Source organism: Pseudomonas sp., assembly GCF_049301935.1.
Classification (GTDB): Bacteria; Pseudomonadota; Gammaproteobacteria; order Pseudomonadales; family Pseudomonadaceae; genus Aquipseudomonas.
The window spans coordinates 1-14,563 of sequence record NZ_JBAQLP010000025.1; the positions used below are offsets into that span (position 1 = coordinate 1).

Here is a 14,563-nt window from a genome sequence, read left to right on the forward strand (position 1 = left end):
CCCCTCTGTCACCGCCAATAACGAGGCCAGAAGCCGTTATGAAATCCCTTGAAGTCGAACAACGCCAGGTCGTAGTCATAGGTGCCGGCCCGTCCGGGGCGATTGCCAGCGCGCTGCTCAAACGCAACGGCCATGACGTGCTGGTGCTGGAGCGCCAGCGCTTCCCGCGCTTCTCCATCGGCGAGAGCCTGCTGTCGCATTGTCTGGATTTCGTCGAGGAAGCCGGGATGCTCGACGCGGTGCAGGCCGCCGGTTTCCAGACCAAGCACGGCGCGGCCTTCGCCTGGGGCGAGCGCTACACCGAGTTCGACTTCCGCGACAAGTTCACCCCCGGCAAAGGCTCCACCTACCAGGTGCTGCGCGCCAGCTTCGACAAGGTGCTGGCCGATGACGCCGAGCGCCAGGGCGTGGAGATCCGCTACGAGGAAGAGATCACTGCCGTCGACTTCAGCGGCGCCTGTCCGCGCCTGACCGTGCGCCGCCTGGCCGATGGCGTCGAGTATCAGGTCGAGTGCGCCTTCGTCCTCGATGGCAGCGGCTACGGCCGCGTGCTGCCGCGCCTGCTCGATCTGGACACCCCGTCCAACATGCCGATGCGCCGCGCGCTGTTCACCCATGTCGAGGACCGCATCGCTGCGGATGCCGGCTTCGACCGCGAGAAGATCCTCATCACCACCCACCCGACTCTGCGCGACGTGTGGTTCTGGACCATCCCGTTCAGCAACGGCCGCTGCTCGCTGGGCGTGGTCGCCGAAGCCGGGCGCTACGCCGGTTACCCCGAGGACATGGAGGCCTGCCTGCGCCAGTTCGTCGCGGAAACGCCGTCGCTCGGCAACGTCCTGCAGAACGCCCTGTGGGACACCCCGGTGCGCGAGCTGAAAGGCTACTCGGCCAACGTCAAGACCTTGCACGGCCCGGGCTTCGCCCTGCTCGGCAACGCCGCCGAGTTCCTCGACCCGGTGTTCAGCTCCGGGGTGACCATCGCCATGCGCTCGGCGAGCATGGCCGCCGGCCTGCTGCACCGCCAGCTGAGCGGCGAGGCGGTGGACTGGGAGCAGGACTTCGCCATCCCGCTGAAACGCGGCGTCGACACCTTCCGCGCCTATGTCGAGGGCTGGTACGACGGCAGCTTCCAGGACGTGATCTACTTCGATAAGGCCCAGCCGGAAATCCGCCGCATGATCAGCTCGATCCTCGCCGGCTACGCCTGGGATGAGAAAAACCCCTATGTCGCCGAACCCAAGCGGCGCCTGCGGGTGCTTGCCGAACTCTGCGCCAATAACTGATAAGGATATTTATGAGCAACCCGGCCGCCAGCTACGTCGAGGAAACCCGCTTCGGCTTCTGGTTCTTGCAGAGCCACGTCTGGCAGCAGCATGTGCTGCGCGTGGCGATCAATGACCTGCGCGGCCTGTTCGCCGGGCCGCTGCCAGAGTCGCCGGTGCTGCTGGATGTCGGCTGCGGCCAGGGTAAGTCGTTCGGCCTGCTCAATGATGCGTTCAAACCGGCGCGGATCATTGGTCTGGATGCCGACCCGCACAGCCTCGACTGCTCGCGCGCCGAGGCCGAGCGCCTGGGCCTGGAGGTGCAACTGATCGCCAGCGACTGCGCCGCCATCGACCTGCCCGATGCCAGTGTCGACCTGCTGTTCTGCCACCAGACCTTCCATCACCTGGTCGAGCAGGAACAGGCCCTGGCCGAGTTCTGGCGCGTACTTAAACCGGGCGGCCGCTTGCTGTTCGCCGAATCGACGCAGTTCTATATCGATACCTGGGTAATCCGCTGGCTGTTCCGCCACCCCATGCAGGTGCAGAAAAGCGCCGCAGGCTATCTGCAGATGTTGCGCGGTCAGGGCTTTCAGTTCGCAACCCAGAATGTCTCCTACCCCTACCTGTGGTGGAGCCGCGCCAAGGACTTCGGCCTGCTGGAACGCTGGGGGCTGCTAAAGCCCAAGCCGGTCGGCCAGCGTGACGAAACCCTGATCAACGTGGTGGCACACAAGCCGCTGGAGGCGACTCCGTTATGAAACGCCTCGCCCTATTTGGCCTCGTCCTGCTGCTCAGCGCCTGCGCCGCGCGCACGCCGCTGCCGCTGACTGCACCCACCTTCGGCGCCCCCCTGCCGGCGGCGCTGCGCGTCGAACGCCAGCAAGGCGCGGATCAACAGACCTGGTGGCTGGTGGTGCAGGCTGAGCAATCGGCACTGCGCTGGTCGCTGTTCGACCCCCTCGGCGTGCCCCTGGCGCGGCAACTGCTGGAGAATGGCCAGTGGCGCGCCGATGGCCTGCTGCCGCCCAACAGCGAAGCCCAGGAGCTGTTCGCCGCCCTGCTATTCGCCCTCACCCCTAGCGACCAGCTGCCCGCCAGCTATGCCCCCGACGCCTGGCAGCAACTGGCCGACGGTCAGCGCCGACTGAATCCGCACTGGCTGATCGACTACCACGCGCCGCTGGATTTCACCCTGAGTCAGGGTCAGCTGCTGAGCTACCGGGTTTATGCCCTTGCCGACCACGAGATTCCCTAATGCCGATTTACCTTAACGCGCTGGGCCTTAACTGCGCCCTCGGCCAAGGCAAGCAGGCGGTGGCGACGGCGCTGTTTGCCGGCGACAGCAGCGGCATGCAGGCGCAAAGCGGCTGGGTGACCGAGCGCGCACTGACCGTCGGCGCTGTACCCGGCAGCCTGCCGGATTTACCCGATCTGCCGGGCCATCCGCCGAGCCGCAATAACCAGTTGCTGCTGGCTGCCGTTGTGGAGATTGAAGCCGAGCTGCGCGCGGCGATTACCCGCTTTGGTACCGAGCGCATTGCCGTAGTGCTCGGCACCAGCACCTCGGGCATCGAAGAGGCCAGCCAGAACATCGCCACTTACCTCAAGCAGGGCGCGCTGCCGGCGCACTATGGCTACGCCCAGCAGGAACTGGCTGAACCGGCGAACTTTCTCAGTGACTGGCTGGGGCTGAGCGGGCCGTGCTTCAGCATCTCCACCGCCTGTACCTCCGGCGCGCGGGCACTGCTTAGCGCACAGCGCCTGCTTAACCTGGGCGTATGCGATGCAGTGATCTGCGGCGGCGTGGACAGCCTGTGCCGGCTGACCCTGAATGGTTTTACCGCCCTGGAAGCGGTCTCGGCCGAGCGTTGCAATCCATTCTCGGTCAATCGTCACGGCATCAATATCGGCGAGGCGGCGGCGCTCTTTCTTATGTCCAAAGAGCCGCTCAGTGGCGCAGCCCGAAGTGTCGCCGCCATCACCCTGCTGGGCGCCGGTGCCTGCTCAGACGCCCACCATATTTCCGCACCACAGCCCGATGGCCTCGGTGCCCAGGCGGCGATGCGCAAAGCCCTGGCGGCGGCCGGGATCAGCGCGGCTCAGGTGGATTACCTGAACCTGCACGGCACCGCCACCAGCCACAATGACGCCATGGAAAGCCAGGCGGTGCAGGCGATCTTCCCCCATGGCGTGCCCTGCTCATCCAGCAAACCCATGGTCGGCCACACCCTCGGCGCCGCCGGTGCGCTGGAAGCAGCCTTCTGCTGGCTGACCTTGAGCGACTACAACCCAGAGCAGTTGCTGCCTCCGCACCTGTGGGATGGCCAGGCCGACCCGGCCCTGCCAGCGCTCAATCTGGTACAGCCCGGAACCCGCCTGAGCCGCCAGCACCCGCGCCGGCTGATGAGCAACTCCTTCGCCTTTGGCGGCAACAATATCAGCCTGATTCTTGGCGAAGAGCCGGGTGAAGAGCGCGGCGAAACGCCAGGAGAACAGCCATGAAGCAATGGCCAATCGCCGAACTGATCCCCCACGCCGGCGACATGATCCTGATCGATCAGGTGCTGCGCGTTGGCGACGAGGACATCGAAACCCAGCTGTGCGTACGCGACGGCGGCCTGTTTAGCCTGGAAGACGGCAGCCTGCCGGCCTGGGTCGGCATCGAGCTGATGGCCCAGAGTGTCGCCGCCTACGCTGGCTGCCAGGCGCGCCTGCGCGGCGAGCCGGTGGAGCTGGGCTTTCTACTCGGCACACGCAAGTACCAGTGCAATGTCGAACGCTTCCCGGCAGGCAGCCTGCTGCATATCCATGCCAGCCGCTCGCTGCAGGATGACAACGGCATGGGCGTGTTCGAATGCCAGCTACGCGGTCCCGGCATCGAAGCCCTGGCCCGCCTTAACGTATTCTGTCCACCCCAGGTGGCCAGCTATCTTCAGGAAGAGTTTCAAGGAACGCAGCCATGAGCAAACAAGCAGCCGTGAGCGAGAACTCAGTCATAAGCGAAACCATTCTGGTCACCGGTTCCAGTCGTGGCATCGGCCGGGCGATTGCCCTGCGCCTAGCCAAGGGCGGCTATGACATCGTGCTGCACTGCCGCGCCCGTCGTGATGAAGCCGAGGCGGTGCAGGCGCAGATCATCGAGCTGGGCCAGCAGGCGCGCATCCTGCAATTCGATGTGTCCGACCGCGCCGCCTGCCGCGCAGCGCTGGAAGCCGATGTCGAGCAACACGGCGCCTATTACGGGGTGGTGTGCAATGCCGGGCTGACCCGCGACGGCGCCTTCCCGGCGCTCTCCGAGGACGACTGGGATATCGTTATGCGCACCAATCTGGACGGTTTCTATAACGTCCTGCATCCGCTGTGCATGCCGATGATCCGGCGGCGCAAGGCCGGACGCATCGTCTGCATCACCTCGGTATCCGGGCTGATCGGCAACCGCGGCCAGGTCAACTACAGCGCCTCCAAGGCCGGCATTATCGGCGCGGCCAAGGCCTTGGCGATCGAATTGGGCAAGCGCAAGATCACGGTCAACTGCGTGGCGCCGGGGCTGATCGATACCGAGATCCTCGATGCCGATGTGCCCATCGAGGAAATCCTCAAGATGGTCCCGGCAAGTCGCATGGGCACCCCGGAAGAAGTGGCCGGCGCGGTGAATTTTCTGATGTCCGAGGAGGCGGCCTACATTACCCGCCAGGTCCTCGCGGTAAACGGCGGGTTGTGCTGATGAACGGATGCAAACGGGTGGTAGTCACCGGCATGGCCGGGGTGACCTCGCTGGGCAATGACTGGCCGACCATTGAGGCGGCCTTCAAGGCCGGCAAGAGCGGTATCCGCTATATGCACGAGTGGGACAGGTTCAGCGAGCTGAACACGCGCCTCGGCGGTCCGGTGGATGATTTCGTCCAGCCCAAGCACTGGAACCGCAAGCAGACCCGCAGCATGGGCCGCGTCTCCAAGCTGGTGGTGTACGCCGCCGAGCGCGCGCTGGAACATGCCGGGCTGCTCGGCGACCCGTGCATCCAAGATGGCCGCATGGGCGTGGCCTGCGGCTCGTCCACCGGCAGCACCGACGAGATCAAGGCGTTCGGCAATATGCTGCTCAACTCGGTGGCCGATGGCCTCAATGCCAACTCCTATATCCGCATGATGCCGCACACCACGGCGGCCAATATCAGCATCTTCTTCGGCCTCAAGGGCCGCCTGATCCCCACCTCCAGCGCCTGCACCAGCGGCAGTCAGGGCATCGGCTACGCCTATGAAGCGATCAAGTTCGGCCGCCTGCCGATGATGCTCGCCGGGGGTGCCGAGGAACTGTGCCCCACCGAGGCCATGGTGTTTGATGCGCTGTACGCCACCAGCCTGAAAAACGATGCGCCGCACAGTTCACCGCGGCCCTACGACAGCGAGCGTGACGGCCTGGTGATTGGTGAAGGGGCCGGCATTCTGGTTCTCGAAGAGCTGGAACACGCGCAGGCTAGAGGCGCGACCATTTATGCCGAAATCGTCGGCTTTGGCTGCAACGCCGACGGCCAGCACGCCACCAAACCGGTGCAAGCGACCATGCGCGGGGCGATGGAGTTGGCGTTGCAGGATGCCGGCTTAGCACCTGCGGCCATCGGCTACGTCAACGGCCACGGCACCGCCACCGACCAGGGCGACGTGGCCGAGACCCTGGCCACCCAGGAACTGTTCGGCAGCCGGATGCCGATCAGCTCGCAGAAGAGCTACTTCGGCCACACCCTCGGGGCTTGTGGCGCGCTGGAGTCCTGGTTCAGCATCGAAATGATGAACGCCGACAGCTATGTGCCGACCCTGAACCTGGACACTGTCGACCCGGCCTGTGGCGAGCTGGACTACCTGCGCGGCGAGTTCCGCCAGATGAGCCACCAGTATGTAATGAACAACAACTTCGCCTTTGGCGGGGTGAATACTTCGCTGATCTTCAAGCGCTGGGCTTGAACGCGAGCTGGATTACACTGATTTTTGCGCAACACCCTGACCAGAAACCCACAAGAAAGGAGTCACCCGATGAAAGCCAAGAACTGGATCCTTGCTGCCGCCTGCCTGAGCCTGTTGCCAGCGCTCAGCCAGGCCCGCGACACCACCCACTTCCTGCCGTTCGACGCCGTGGTGCAGGAAGCCCTGAATGCCGGCCGCCTCGACGGCAGCGTGAAGTTCTATCTGGCGGGCAACAAACCGGCCGGCGCGGTCAGCGTGGTCAAATCCGGCGTCACCACCAGCCAGAAGACCAACGCCTTCAACAAAAGCGATGAAGCCGCCTGCAGCTGGGTCCTGCAGTCCGCACTGATCCGCTTGCAGAACGCCGCCAAGGCCGCCGGCGCCAACGCCGTGGTCGACCTGGCCAGCAACTACAAGAACATCGAATACAAGGACAGCCAGAAGTACGAATGCCACGCCGGTGCGATCATGGCGGGCGTCGCCCTCAAGGGGAACCTGGCCAATGTTAAATAAGCCAGCGCTGCTTGGCCTGCTGGGCGCGCTGACCTTCTCAGTCAGCCTGCCCGCACTGGCAGATCCGGACGGCCAGCAGCTGTACCGTCAGCACTGCGCCAAATGCCACGCCGCAGACGGCCGCGCCAACACCCTGCGCGGCTGGCTGTACTTTGCGCAGAACCTGAGCAAGGCCAAGTGGCAGGACAACAACAGCGACAACGACATCCTCGACGCCATTCAGGAGGGCCCCGGCGCCATGCCCAGCTTCGCCGACAAGCTCAGCGAAGCCCAACAACTGGCGCTGGTAAAGGCCGTGCGCGATTTGCGCAAGCCCTGAGCAATACCCAGATAAAACCAAGGCCGCATTAGCGGCCTTGGTTTTAGGCTATGTCTGCGTTAGCTGTTGCCGGAAATCTTAAGAAAGAGCGCCGAACCTGTAGGAGCGGGCTTGCCCGCGATGCTTGTGCGTGGCCGGCTTTCGCGGGCACGCCCGCTCCTACAAAGGCCTACAGCACGGAGCAACAGGTAATGAGTACATAGCCTTGGTTTTATGCAGTGTTTATTGATGGTACTGCCCAGACAGCTCATGCACCGCTTCAAAGAAGGCCCGCGCGTGTTCCGGGTCGACTTCCGGGGTGATGCCGTGGCCGAGGTTAAACACCTGGCCGCTGCCATGACCGTAAGCGGCGAGAATACGCCCCACTTCGGCGCGAATCGCCGCCGGGTTGGCGTACAGCACGCTGGGGTCCATATTGCCCTGCAGCGCCACCTTGTTACCGACACGGGCGCGGGCGCTGCCGATATCGCAGGTCCAGTCCAGGCCCAGGGCCTCGGCACCGGTCTCAGCCATGGACTCCAGCCACAAGCCACCGCCCTTGGTAAACAGGATCACCGGCACGCGGCGACCATCGTGCTCGCGGATCAGGCCGTCGATGATTTTCTGCATATAGGCCAGGGAGAACTCCTGGTAGGCCGCCGCCGACAACGAACCGCCCCAGGAGTCGAAAATCTGCACCGCCTGCGCGCCCGCCTTGATCTGCCCGTTGAGGTAGGCGGTGACCGACTGCGCCAGCTTGTCGAGTAGCGCGTGCATAGCCTGCGGGTTGTCGTAGAGCATGGCCTTGGACTTGCGGAAGTCCTTGCTTGAGCCGCCTTCGACCATATAGGTAGCCAGGGTCCAGGGGCTGCCGGTGAAGCCGATCAGCGGCACGCGGCCATTCAGCTCGCGGCGAATGGTACGTACGGCCTCCATCACATAGCCCAGGTCCTGCTCCGGATCGGGAATCGGCAGCGCCTCGATATCGGCCATCGAACTGATGACCTTGTTGAAGCGCGGACCTTCGCCGGTTTCGAAATACAGGCCCTGGCCCATGGCATCGGGGATGGTCAGGATGTCGGAGAACAGAATCGCCGCATCGAGTTGCGGGTAGCGGTCGAGCGGCTGAATGGTGACCTCGCAGGCCAGTTCCGGGTTCTTCATCAGCTTGACGAAGTCACCTGCCTTGGCGCGGGTGGCGCGGTATTCCGGCAGGTAACGACCCGCCTGACGCATCATCCACACCGGGGTGACGTCGACAGGTTGCTTGAGCAGAGCACGAAGGAAGCGGTCGTTCTTCAGGGCGGTCATGGCAGAGTCCTAGAAAAAAGTGCGGGCATTTTCGCAGAGCGCAAAACAAAAGGCACGGCGAGTGCCGTGCCTTTTATCTATAGGGTCAATTTGTCGCGGCCTGATCCTGTAGGAGCGAACTTGCTCGCGATCAAGGCGCACCCGTCAACCATGATGGCGACGCAAGCTAAGCCGTAGGATGGGTTAGCCGAAGGCGTTACCCATCAAAAGCATGATGGGTATCGCTGCGCTCAACCCATCCTACGCCGGCATGAGCAGATCAGACCCCGAGGTAATCCAGGATGCCTTCGGCGGCGTTCCTGCCTTCGAAGATCGCCGTCACCACCAGATCGGAACCGCGCACCATATCGCCACCGGCGAAGATCTTCGGGTTGCTGGTCTGGTGCTTGAACTGGCTCTGCTCCGGCGCCACCACACGGCCCTGGCTGTCGGTATCGATCTTGAAATCGCTGAACCAGGCAGCCGGGCTTGGACGGAAACCGAAGGCGATCAGCACCGCTTCCGCCGGGATGATTTCCTCGGAACCCGGAATCGGCTCAGGGCTGCGACGGCCACGGGCATCCGGCTCGCCGAGACGGGTCTCAACCACTTTCACGCCTTCAACCTTGTCTTCACCAACGATGGCGATGGGCTGACGGTTAAAGAGGAATTTCACCCCTTCTTCCTTGGCGTTCTTCACTTCCTTGCGCGAGCCCGGCATGTTTTCTTCGTCGCGGCGATAGGCGCAGGTCACCGACTTGGCGCCCTGGCGAATCGAGGTGCGGTTGCAGTCCATCGCGGTGTCGCCGCCACCGAGGACGACGATGCGCTTGCCTTTCATGTCGATAAAGTCTTCCGCGTTCTTCTCGAACCCGAGGTTGCGGTTGACGTTGGCGATCAGGAAATCCAGCGCATCGGTGACGCCCGGCAGGTCTTCACCGGGGAAGCCGCCCTTCATATAGGTGTAGGTGCCCATGCCCATAAACACCGCATCGTATTCGGCGAGCAGGTCATCCATGCTCACGTCTTTGCCGATCTCGGTATTTAGGCGGAACTCGACGCCCATGCCGGTGAAGACTTCGCGGCGATTGCTCAGCACGCTCTTCTCCAGCTTGAACTCGGGGATGCCGAAGGTCAGCAGACCACCGATTTCCGGGTTCTTGTCGAACACCACCGGGGTTACGCCGTTACGCACCAGTACGTCGGCGCAGCCCAGACCAGCAGGCCCGGCACCGATGACCGCGACGCGCTTGCCGGTCGGCACCACACGCGACATGTCTGGACGCCAGCCCATGGCAAACGCCGTGTCGGTGATGTACTTCTCCACCGAACCGATGGTCACCGCGCCGAAGCCGTCGTTCAGGGTGCACGCACCCTCGCACAGACGGTCCTGCGGACACACGCGGCCGCAGACTTCCGGCAGGGTGTTGGTCTGGTGGCTCAGTTCGGCGGCGGCGAGGATGTTGCCCTCGGACACCAGCTTGAGCCAGTTGGGAATGAAGTTGTGCACCGGGCACTTCCATTCGCAATAGGGGTTACCGCAGCCCAGGCAACGATGCGCCTGGTCGGCCGCTTGCGCAGGCTTGAAGTTGTCGTAGATCTCGACGAACTCTTTCTTACGCTGACGCAACAGTTTCTTCTTCGGGTCTTTGCGCCCGACTTCGATGAACTGGAAGTCGTTATTCAGACGTTCAGTCATTGCAATACCTCATCAAACCACTTCAGGCGCATTCTTATTGCGGGTTGGCACGGGTGCTGGAGAGCAACGACTTCAGGCTTGCCGCCTTCGGTTTGACCAGCCAGAACTTGCGCAGGTAGTCGTCGAGGTTTTCCAGCAGGGTAGCGCCCCACTCACTCGATGTTTCCTGGACGTACTCGGCGAGCACGCGCTCCAGGTGGCTACGGTAAGCCTCCATCGACTCATTATTGATCCGCTGAATTTCCACCAGCTCGTGGTTAACGCGGTCGTAGAAGCTGTTATCCAGATCCAGCACGTAAGCGAAACCGCCAGTCATGCCGGAACCGAAGTTGTAGCCGGTCTTGCCCAGCACGCAGACAAAGCCGCCGGTCATGTATTCGCAGCAGTGGTCGCCCGTGCCTTCCACTACGGTGTGGGCACCGGAGTTACGCACGGCGAAACGCTCGCCCGCGGTACCGGCGGCGAACAGCTTGCCGCCAGTGGCGCCGTACAGGCAGGTGTTGCCGATGATGGCGCTGTCCTGGGTCTTGAACGGGCTGCCTTGCGGCGGGGTGATCACCAGCTTGCCGCCGGTCATGCCCTTGCCGACGTAGTCGTTGGCGTCGCCTTGCAGGTACAGGTTCAGACCACCGGCGTTCCACACACCGAAGCTCTGCCCCGCAGTGCCCTTGAAGCGGAAGGTGATCGGCGCCTTGGCCATACCCTGGTTGCCATGCTTGCGGGCGATTTCGCCGGACACGCGGGCACCAATGGAACGGTCGCAGTTGCAGATGTCCAGCTCGAACTCGGCACCGCTAGCAGCATCGATCGCCGACTTGGCCAGCTCGACCATCTTCTCGGCCAGCAGGCCTTGGTCGAACGGCGGGTTGCGATCGACCAGGCAGAACTGCGGCTTGTCGGCCGGAATGTGCTCGCTGCCGAGCAGCGGCGTCAGGTCCAGATGACCCTGCTTGGCGGTTTCGCCCGGGAGCATTTCCAGCAGATCGGTACGCCCGATCAGCTCTTCCAGGCTGCGCACGCCCAGCTTGGCCAGCCACTCGCGGGTTTCTTCGGCGACATAGGTGAAGAAGTTCATCACCATTTCAACGGTGCCGATGAAGTGATCCTTGCGCAGCTTGTCGTTCTGCGTGGCCACGCCGGTGGCGCAGTTGTTCAGGTGGCAGATGCGCAGGTATTTGCAGCCCAGGGCGATCATCGGCGCAGTACCGAAGCCGAAGCTCTCGGCACCGAGGATGGCGGCCTTGATCACGTCGAGGCCGGTCTTCAGGCCGCCGTCGGTCTGTACCCGTACCTTGCCGCGCAGGTCGTTGCCGCGCAGGGTCTGGTGGGTTTCGGCCAGGCCGAGTTCCCATGGTGCGCCGGCATACTTGATCGAGGTCAGCGGCGAAGCGCCGGTGCCACCGTCGTAACCGGAGATGGTGATCAGGTCAGCGTAGGCTTTGGCCACACCGGCGGCGATGGTGCCGACACCGGCTTCCGCCACCAGCTTGACCGACACCAGGGCAGCCGGGTTGACCTGCTTGAGGTCATAGATCAGCTGCGCCAGGTCTTCGATGGAATAGATGTCGTGGTGCGGCGGTGGCGAAATCAGGGTCACGCCCGGCACTGCATAACGCAGCTTGGCGATCAGACCGTTGACCTTACCGCCCGGCAGCTGGCCGCCCTCACCGGGCTTGGCGCCCTGGGCCACCTTGATCTGCAGCACTTCGGCGTTGACCAGGTATTCCGGGGTCACGCCGAAACGGCCGGTGGCCACCTGCTTGATCTTCGAGCTGCGCACGGTGCCGTAGCGGGCCGGGTCTTCGCCGCCCTCACCGGAGTTGGAGCGCGCGCCCAGACGGTTCATCGCCTCGGCAATGGCTTCGTGCGCCTCAGGTGACAATGCACCCAGCGAGATACCTGCCGAGTCAAAGCGCTTGAGAATCTCGCCCAGCGGCTCGACCTGATCCAGCGCCAATGGCTGATCGGCCAGTTTCAGTTGCAACAGGTCGCGCAGCATCGACACCGGGCGGGTGTCGACCAGGGTGGTGTATTCCTTGAATTTCTCGTAGCTGCCCTGCTGCACGGCCGCCTGCAGGGTGTTGACCACATCCGGGTTGTAGGCGTGGTACTCGCCGCCGTAGACGAACTTGAGCAGGCCGCCTTGCTGGATCGACTTGCGCGCGTTCCAGGCTTCGGCCGCGAGCAGCTTCTGCTCGTTTTCGATATCGACGAAGCGCGCGCCCTTGATGCGGCTGGCCACGCCACGGAAGCACAGCTCGGTGACGTCATCGGCCAGGCCGACCGCTTCGAACAGCTGCGCACCACGGTAGGAGGCAACGGTGGAGATACCCATCTTCGAGAGGATCTTCAGCAGGCCTTTGGAGATGCCTTTGCGGTAGTGCTTGAACACTTCGTACAGATCGCCGAGCACTTCGCCGGTGCGGATCAGGTCGCCCAGCACTTCGTAGGCGAGGAACGGATAAACCGCCGACGCGCCGAAGCCGAGCAGCACGGCATAGTGGTGCGGATCGCGGGCCGTCGCGGTTTCGACCAGGATGTTGCAGTCGCAGCGCAAGCCTTTTTCGGTCAGGCGGTGGTGGATCGCACCGGTCACCAGCGAGGCGTGGGCCGGCAGCTTGCCCGGAGCGATATGACGGTCAGACAGAACCAGCAGCACCTTACCGGCGCGCACCGCTTCTTCAGCCTGATCGGCCATATTGCGCACGGCCGCTTCCAGGCCAAGCGACTCGTCGTAGTTCATGTCGATCAGCTGACGCTCGAAGCCTGGGCGATCCAGGTTCATCAGTGCGCGCCACTTGGCCGGCGAGATCACCGGGCTGCTGAGGATCACCCGTGCGGCGTGCTCGGGCGACTCTTCGAAGATATTGCGCTCGGCACCGAGGCAAATCTCCAGCGACATGACGATGGCTTCACGCAGCGGGTCGATCGGCGGGTTGGTAACCTGGGCGAACTGCTGACGGAAATAGTCGTACGGCGAGCGCACACGCTGGCTGAGCACGGCCATCGGCGTGTCATCGCCCATGGAGCCGACCGCTTCCTGGCCTTGTTCGCCCAGCGGACGCAGCACCTGATCACGCTCTTCGAAGGTGACCTGGTACATCTTCATGTATTGCTTGAGCTGGTCGACGTCGTAGAACGCCGAACCATGGTCGCGGTCTTCCAGGGTCGCCTGAATGCGCTGGGCACTCTTGCGCATCCACTGCTTGTAGGGGTGACGCGACTTCAGACGGTTGTCGATGTCATCGCTGCCGAGGATCTGCCCGGTTTCGGTGTCTACCGCAAGAATCTGCCCCGGGCCGACGCGGCCCTTGGCCAATACGTCCTCGGGTGCGTAGTTCCACACGCCGATTTCCGAGGCCAGGGTGATGTAACCATTCTTGGTGGTAACCCAGCGCGCCGGACGCAGACCGTTACGGTCGAGCAGGCACACGGCATGGCGGCCATCGGTGAGTACCACACCGGCCGGACCATCCCAGGGTTCCATATGCATGGAGTTGTATTCGTAGAACGCGCGCAGGTCGGCGTCCATGGTTTCGACGTTCTGCCACGCAGGCGGAATGATCATGCGCACGCCACGGAACAGGTCGATGCCGCCGGTGACCATCAGCTCAAGCATGTTATCCATGCTTGAGGAGTCGGAACCCACGCGGTTGACCAGCGGGCCGAGCTCTTCCAGGTCGAATATCTGGTCGTTGGCGAACTTCAGGCGACGCGCCTGGGCCCAGTTGCGGTTGCCGGTGATGGTGTTGATTTCACCGTTGTGCGCCAGGAAGCGGAACGGCTGAGCCAGCGGCCACTTCGGCAGGGTATTGGTGGAGAAGCGCTGGTGGAACACGCAAATGGCGGTCTGCAGGCGCTCGTCACCCAGGTCCGGGTAGAACTGCTGCAGGTCGGCCGGCATCATCAGGCCTTTGTAGATGATGGTCTTGTGCGAAAAGCTGCAGATGTAGTGATCGCTGTCAGCGGCGTTGGCCACCGAGGAGCGGCGACGGGCGCTGAACAGCTTGATCGCGAATTCCTGATCGGACAGGCCTTCGCCGCCGATAAACACCTGCTCGATCTGTGGCAGACGCTCAAGCGCCAGACGGCCGAGCACGCTGGTGTCGATTGGCACCTTGCGCCAGCCGACCAGGCTCAGGCCGGCCGCGAGAATCTCGCGATTCATGTTTTCGCGGGCCGCTTCGGCTTTAACCGGGTCCTGGTTGAAGAACACCATGCCCACGGCGTACTGCTTGGGCAGCTCGACGGCAAAGTGCTGCTGGGCCATGGCCCTCAGGAAAGCATCAGGCTTCTGGATCAGCAGACCGCAACCGTCACCGGTTTTACCGTCGGCGTTGATCCCGCCACGGTGGGTCATGCATGTCAGGGCTTCAATCGCGGTCTGCAGCAGGTGATGGCTAGCCTCACCCTGCATATGGGCGATAAGGCCGAAGCCGCAGTTATCCTTGAACTCATCAGGACGGTACAAACCTGCTTTCATAGGGACTCTCACCAGACGGCCTATCACAAGGCAATTACTTTCTAATTCAACCA

Annotated in this window: 12 protein-coding genes; 9 read left to right on the forward strand and 3 right to left on the reverse strand. The window is 63.2% G+C overall.

Annotated features, from left to right (window positions below; translation table 11 throughout):
* Positions 1–38: 38 nt before the first annotated feature.
* From WA145_RS03130 to WA145_RS03170, 9 genes are all read left to right on the forward strand, one after another.
* Complete coding sequence (locus WA145_RS03130; protein WP_422580170.1) at positions 39–1,286, forward strand: NAD(P)/FAD-dependent oxidoreductase; 1,248 nt, start codon at positions 39–41, stop codon at positions 1,284–1,286.
* A gap of 11 nt (positions 1,287–1,297) precedes the next feature.
* The gene (locus WA145_RS03135) at positions 1,298–2,026 is read left to right on the forward strand and encodes a class I SAM-dependent methyltransferase (RefSeq protein ID WP_422580171.1); all 729 of its coding nucleotides are present in this window, start codon (positions 1,298–1,300) and stop codon (positions 2,024–2,026) included.
* Complete coding sequence (locus WA145_RS03140; protein ID WP_422580172.1) at positions 2,023–2,523, forward strand: hypothetical protein; 501 nt, start codon at positions 2,023–2,025, stop codon at positions 2,521–2,523. The genes WA145_RS03135 and WA145_RS03140 overlap by 4 nt, the downstream gene beginning before the upstream one ends.
* Complete coding sequence (locus WA145_RS03145) at positions 2,523–3,770, forward strand: beta-ketoacyl-[acyl-carrier-protein] synthase family protein (RefSeq protein WP_422580173.1); 1,248 nt, start codon at positions 2,523–2,525, stop codon at positions 3,768–3,770. The genes WA145_RS03140 and WA145_RS03145 overlap by 1 nt, the downstream gene beginning before the upstream one ends.
* Positions 3,767–4,231, forward strand: a complete 465-nt coding sequence (locus WA145_RS03150; protein WP_422580174.1) for a hotdog family protein — start codon at positions 3,767–3,769, stop codon at positions 4,229–4,231. The genes WA145_RS03145 and WA145_RS03150 overlap by 4 nt, the downstream gene beginning before the upstream one ends.
* Before the next feature lie 32 nt (positions 4,232–4,263).
* The gene (gene fabG / locus WA145_RS03155) at positions 4,264–4,992 is read left to right on the forward strand and encodes a 3-oxoacyl-ACP reductase FabG (protein WP_422580181.1); all 729 of its coding nucleotides are present in this window, start codon (positions 4,264–4,266) and stop codon (positions 4,990–4,992) included.
* A complete protein-coding gene (locus WA145_RS03160) occupies positions 4,992–6,227 on the forward strand; it encodes a beta-ketoacyl-ACP synthase (RefSeq protein WP_422580175.1) in 1,236 nt (411 codons plus the stop codon). Before fabG ends, WA145_RS03160 begins: the two co-directional genes overlap by 1 nt.
* A gap of 69 nt (positions 6,228–6,296) precedes the next feature.
* Positions 6,297–6,740 carry an excinuclease gene (locus WA145_RS03165; RefSeq protein ID WP_422580176.1) on the forward strand — a complete coding sequence of 148 codons (444 nt, stop codon included), beginning with the start codon at positions 6,297–6,299 and terminating at the stop codon, positions 6,738–6,740.
* Positions 6,730–7,059, forward strand: a complete 330-nt coding sequence (locus WA145_RS03170; protein WP_422580177.1) for a c-type cytochrome — start codon at positions 6,730–6,732, stop codon at positions 7,057–7,059. Before WA145_RS03165 ends, WA145_RS03170 begins: the two co-directional genes overlap by 11 nt.
* Before the next feature lie 222 nt (positions 7,060–7,281).
* On the opposite strand, the gene hemE is transcribed toward WA145_RS03170, so the two are convergent.
* From hemE to gltB, 3 genes are all read right to left on the reverse strand, one after another.
* Entirely contained in the window at positions 7,282–8,349 is a 1,068-nt protein-coding gene (hemE, locus tag WA145_RS03175) for a uroporphyrinogen decarboxylase (protein ID WP_422580178.1), read from the reverse strand.
* Positions 8,350–8,608: 259 nt separating this feature from the next.
* The gene (locus WA145_RS03180; protein WP_422580179.1) at positions 8,609–10,027 is read right to left on the reverse strand and encodes an FAD-dependent oxidoreductase; all 1,419 of its coding nucleotides are present in this window, start codon (positions 10,025–10,027) and stop codon (positions 8,609–8,611) included.
* 34 nt (positions 10,028–10,061) lie between these two features.
* Positions 10,062–14,510, reverse strand: coding sequence for a glutamate synthase large subunit (gene gltB, locus WA145_RS03185; RefSeq protein ID WP_422580180.1), 4,449 nt, complete (start codon positions 14,508–14,510; stop codon positions 10,062–10,064).
* Positions 14,511–14,563: the final 53 nt, after the last annotated feature.